The following is a 4,584-nucleotide window of genomic DNA, read 5'->3' as shown; positions in this document are numbered from 1 at the left end:
GTTTCTGCACAGAGCTTAACATCCGATGGCACGCTGTCTACGACGGTCACCAGTCCCGACAATCTCAACTTTACGATTACCAATGGCAATCAGCCCAGTAATGGAGCAAATCTATTCCATAGTTTTAGTCAATTCTCAGTACCGACGGGAGGTTCGGCAACTTTTAATCTAGTGAATACGCCAAATATTACGACGATTTTTAGTCGGGTAACAGGAGGCAATGTTTCCAATATTGATGGCTTGATTCGGACTATTAATAACAACAACCCCGTAAGTTTGTTTCTGCTCAATCCCAATGGAATTATCTTTGGAGCCAATGCCAGTTTGAATATTGGCGGATCATTTGTCGGTACAACAGCCTCAAGTATTCGCTTTGCTGATGGTGCAGAGTTCAGCGCTGTCAGCCCTCTAACAACTCCCTTGTTGACAGTTAGTGCCCCTAATGGCTTACTTATGGGTCAAAACCCTGGAACAATTACCGTCCAAAATACTGGACACCGCTTATCAATCCAGAGGAATAGTCCGGTGCAGATGGGGACAACTCCGCAGGGCTTGCAGGTGGTTTCTGGTCAGACCCTAGCATTGGTGGGGGGAGATATAATGTTAGATGGTGGGATTATCAGCGCTCCATCAGGTCACCTAGAACTTAGTAGCGCCAAAGCAGGAACCGTTAATCTCAGCTCCGCATCCCTAGGCTGGAATTTTGATTACAGCACAACGCAGTACGGCGATATCCAATTTTCCCATCAAGCCCTTGCCAACGCCTCTGGTGCGCCATCTGGTTCGATTCACCTCCAAGGCAGAAAAATTAGCGTAAATGATGGTTCCGTAGCATTATTAATCAACCAAGGAAATCAAGTTTCTGGGGATATTACGGTCAATGCTAGCGAGTCCTTGGAAGTGAGTGGGATAGGCACCTATGGATTTCAAAGCATATTGTTTACCGATGCCACCAAAGGTGATGGCGGCAATCTGGTAATTACTGCACCACAAGTACTAGTCCAAAATGGCGCAGAAGTTTATACCCGTACGTTGGGATCGGGAAGGGCAGGAAATATCTCAGTCGCAGCGAGTGGGATTCAGATCGTGGGATTTTCACCTTTGGATATCACTAATAACAGCGACATCGGTTCCGAAACGGATGGGGCTGGACGGGGTGGTGATGTTCAACTCACGACACAGCAATTGAGCATACAAAGCGGGGCGCAGCTTACGAATGCCACTTTTGGTCTTGGAACTACAGGAAATAGCACGATCAATGCCACTGATTTTATCGAACTCAGTAGATACATTCCCAACCCCGCTGGCACTTCTGGCTTTCTCGGAGCCACCAGCTTTAGCCGAGGAAATGTGGGGCAAGTGACCATCAATACCTCCACATTGAGGGTGCTGGATTCTGGTTCTCTTTCGACCAACACTTTTGGACAGGGCAATGCAGGAACCCTGCAAATCAATGCATCGAAGCAAATTATTGTCAGTGGTAATGCATCGGGAGTGCCCAGTCGGATTGGCGCAGGTGCTCCAAAGCAATCTGCCGCCTTTCTGAAATCAGTTGGACTATCGGGTTTGCCTACAGGCAATTCAGGTGATTTGGTAATTAATACCCCAAGCTTGCAGATTACCGATGGGGGGGTGGTGCGAGTCAGTCATCAAGGATTTGGTAATGCTGGGAACCTATTCATTAATGCGGGGGCGATCGCTCTTGACCGTGCTGGAAGTATTTCGGCGGCTACAAATTCTGGAGAGGGTGGACAGATTAATATTCGTGCAAATATCTTACTGCTGCGTCATGGCAGCAATATTACGGCGACCGCAGGAGGAAATGGTAATGGCGGCAACATCAATATTAATGTGCCTGTGATTGTAGGGCTAGAGAATAGTGACATTATTGCGAATGCGGTACGCGGATCGGGTGGGAATATCAATATCACTACGCAGGGTCTATTTGGATTGAAGTTTCGACCGCAATTGACCCCTGAGAGTGACATCACTGCCAGTTCGCAATTTGGATTGAGTGGCACGGTGAATATCAGTAACCTCGCTTTTACCCCGATCGCTGGATTGATTCAACTGCCCAGCAATATCGACGATCCGAGTCAGCGCATTGCCCAAGGCTGTCGAACCTATGGCAATAGTCGCTTTGTCGCTACAGGTCGTGGGGGATTGCCCGAAAATCCTAGCGATCGCCGCAGTGGTAATCATCCTTGGACAGATACCCGCGACCCCGCCTCTCTCCGCAATCCCAATACTCTCGCAACTGTAAAGCAATCCGAAAAGCAATCTGAGAATGCGAAGACACCCATTGTGGAAGCTACTGGTTGGCAAATCAATGCGAAGGGTGAGGTAGATATCTATGCTGCTAGTAACATAGCAAGAGAAACACCTGCAACTGATTGTGCGGGATCTTTAGCGATCGCACCAAATCTATTTAAAGAGGTAATGTCCAATGAATTTTAGTCAAAGGCTATGGTGGTGTGGTTCTAGCTTCCTGTTCTTGGGAATGCTTTTACCCACAAATATTTCTGCACAGAGCGTGAAAGCAGATGGCACGTTGTCAACAACAGTCACCAGTCCCGACAATCTCAACTTTACGATTACCAATGGTAATCAGCCCAATAATGGAGCAAATTTATTCCATAGTTTTAGTCAATTCTCAGTACCGACGGGAGGTTCGGCAACTTTCAATCTAGTAAACACACCGAATATTACGACGATTTTTAGTCGGGTAACGGGAGGAATTGTTTCCAATATTGATGGCTTAATTCAGACCATTAATAACAATAATCCCGTAAGTTTATTTTTAATTAATCCCAATGGAATTATCTTTGGAGCCAATGCAAGGCTAAATATTGGCGGATCGTTTGTCGGAACGACAGCCAATAGTGTCAAGTTTATTGATGGAACAGAATTTAGTGCCGTGAATCCGAAAAGCTCATCTTTACTGACAGTGAATGCCCCAATCGGTCTAGATTTCGGACAAAACTCCAAGGGAATTACTGTACAAAATACTGGACATCGCCTAGCTGGCGGAATTTTTGCACCTGTAGACCGCAGCCAAAATCCGATTGGGTTACAAGTTGGGGCAGGCAATACACTTGCCCTAATTGGAAATGAGGTGAACTTCTCTGGTGGTATCGTATCCGTCAATGGCGGCGGACATATAGAAGTGGGCAGTGTCAGTAATGGACTTGTCAAGCTCAATCCCACAGTGACAGGATGGGTGGGAGATTATACCTCGGTGCAGCAGTTTAACGATATTCATCTCGCCCAAGCATCTTTGCTCGATGCCAGTGGTAACAATGGCTCAATCCAAATCCAAGGACGCAATATCAGCTTAACAGAGGGTTCAGCCGCCTTGATGCAAAACTTTGGCTTACAGATGGCTGGAGGGATTACCGTTAAAGCGACTGAAACCCTTACTCTCGCAAAGAATACCGCCGATGGCAAATTGCCAAGCCTGATCGACATTGACAATCTGGGCAGTAGTCAGACGGGAACTTTAGCAATTTCCGCCGCGCAGCTACTCCTCTCCGATGGTGGAACCATTAATACCCAGACGTATGGTCTAGGACCTAGCGGTAATATTGTCGTGAATGTCGCAGGTTCGATCCTGATGGATGGTTATGTTGCGGCTAATCCAGTCCTTCTTTCTTCGATCACAACCACCACAGTCAGCTCTACTACAGCAGGTGACATTACAGTATCAACTGGCAATTTGAGGATTTTGAATGGTGCTAGTATTGCTTCTCTAACCCTTGGTTCTGGACAGTCGGGAAAGGTGCAAGTCAATGCTCAAGACTTGATCGAAATTGCAGGTGTTAACCCTATTACATTCTCACCTACTGCGCTGATTACAGCCACACTTGGCAATGGGAATGTGAATAGCATATTCGTTAACACATCCAGATTAGTGGTTCGAGATGGTGGATTGGTCGGGTCTAACACCCCTAGCATAGGTTCATCGGGTAACGTAATCATTAATGCGTTAGAGTCGGTTGTTGTGCAGGGAAAATCCTTGTCATCCATTAACCCTGCCCGCATTACGTCAACTGCCGAGATTCCTGACCCAGCAACGCAAGCAGCTTTTGGATTGCCTCCGATTCCCACTGGGGATGCAGGTTCGCTCACGATTAACACGCCGTCATTACGAATCACTGATGGAGCCTTTGTCAGCGTCAAAAATGATGGGTCGGGTAAAGCAGGAGATTTGCAGATTAATGCTAATTCAATTTTTCTGGACAATCAAGGCAGTATTTTAGCCTCAACTGCTTCTGGTAATGGAGGGGATGTGAACTTAAACTTGCAATCATATTTACTGCTACGACACAATAGCCTCATTTCTGCTACCGCAGCAGGTAATGGCAATGGTGGTAACTTGACAATTAACGCCCCTGTGATTGTGGGGACAGAGAATAGTGACATTATTGCGAATGCGGTACGCGGATCGGGTGGGAATATCAATATCACTACGCAGGGTCTATTTGGATTGAAGTTCCGTCCGCAATTGACCCCTGAGAGTGACATCACGGCAAGTTCGCAATTTGGATTGAGTGGCACGGTGAATATCAGTAACCTCGCTTTTAC

Annotated in this window: 2 protein-coding genes; both read left to right on the top strand. The window is 46.7% G+C overall.

What is annotated here, in order from left to right; translation table 11 throughout:
• A partial coding sequence (locus AC805_RS13005) for a filamentous hemagglutinin N-terminal domain-containing protein (protein ID WP_055075834.1) occupies nucleotides 1-2,457 on the top strand: 2,457 nt, incomplete at its 5' end.
• The coding region (locus tag AC805_RS26290) for a filamentous hemagglutinin N-terminal domain-containing protein (RefSeq protein ID WP_072143613.1) at nucleotides 2,447-4,584 on the top strand (2,138 nt) is incomplete at its 3' end. The genes AC805_RS13005 and AC805_RS26290, both read left to right, overlap by 11 nt.

Origin of the sequence: Pseudanabaena sp. 'Roaring Creek' (genome assembly GCF_001402795.1) — a bacterium.
Taxonomy (GTDB): domain Bacteria; phylum Cyanobacteriota; class Cyanobacteriia; order Pseudanabaenales; family Pseudanabaenaceae; genus Pseudanabaena.
The sequence above is the reverse complement of the archived record's forward strand: the minus strand, read 5'-3'. Positions and strand labels throughout refer to the sequence as shown.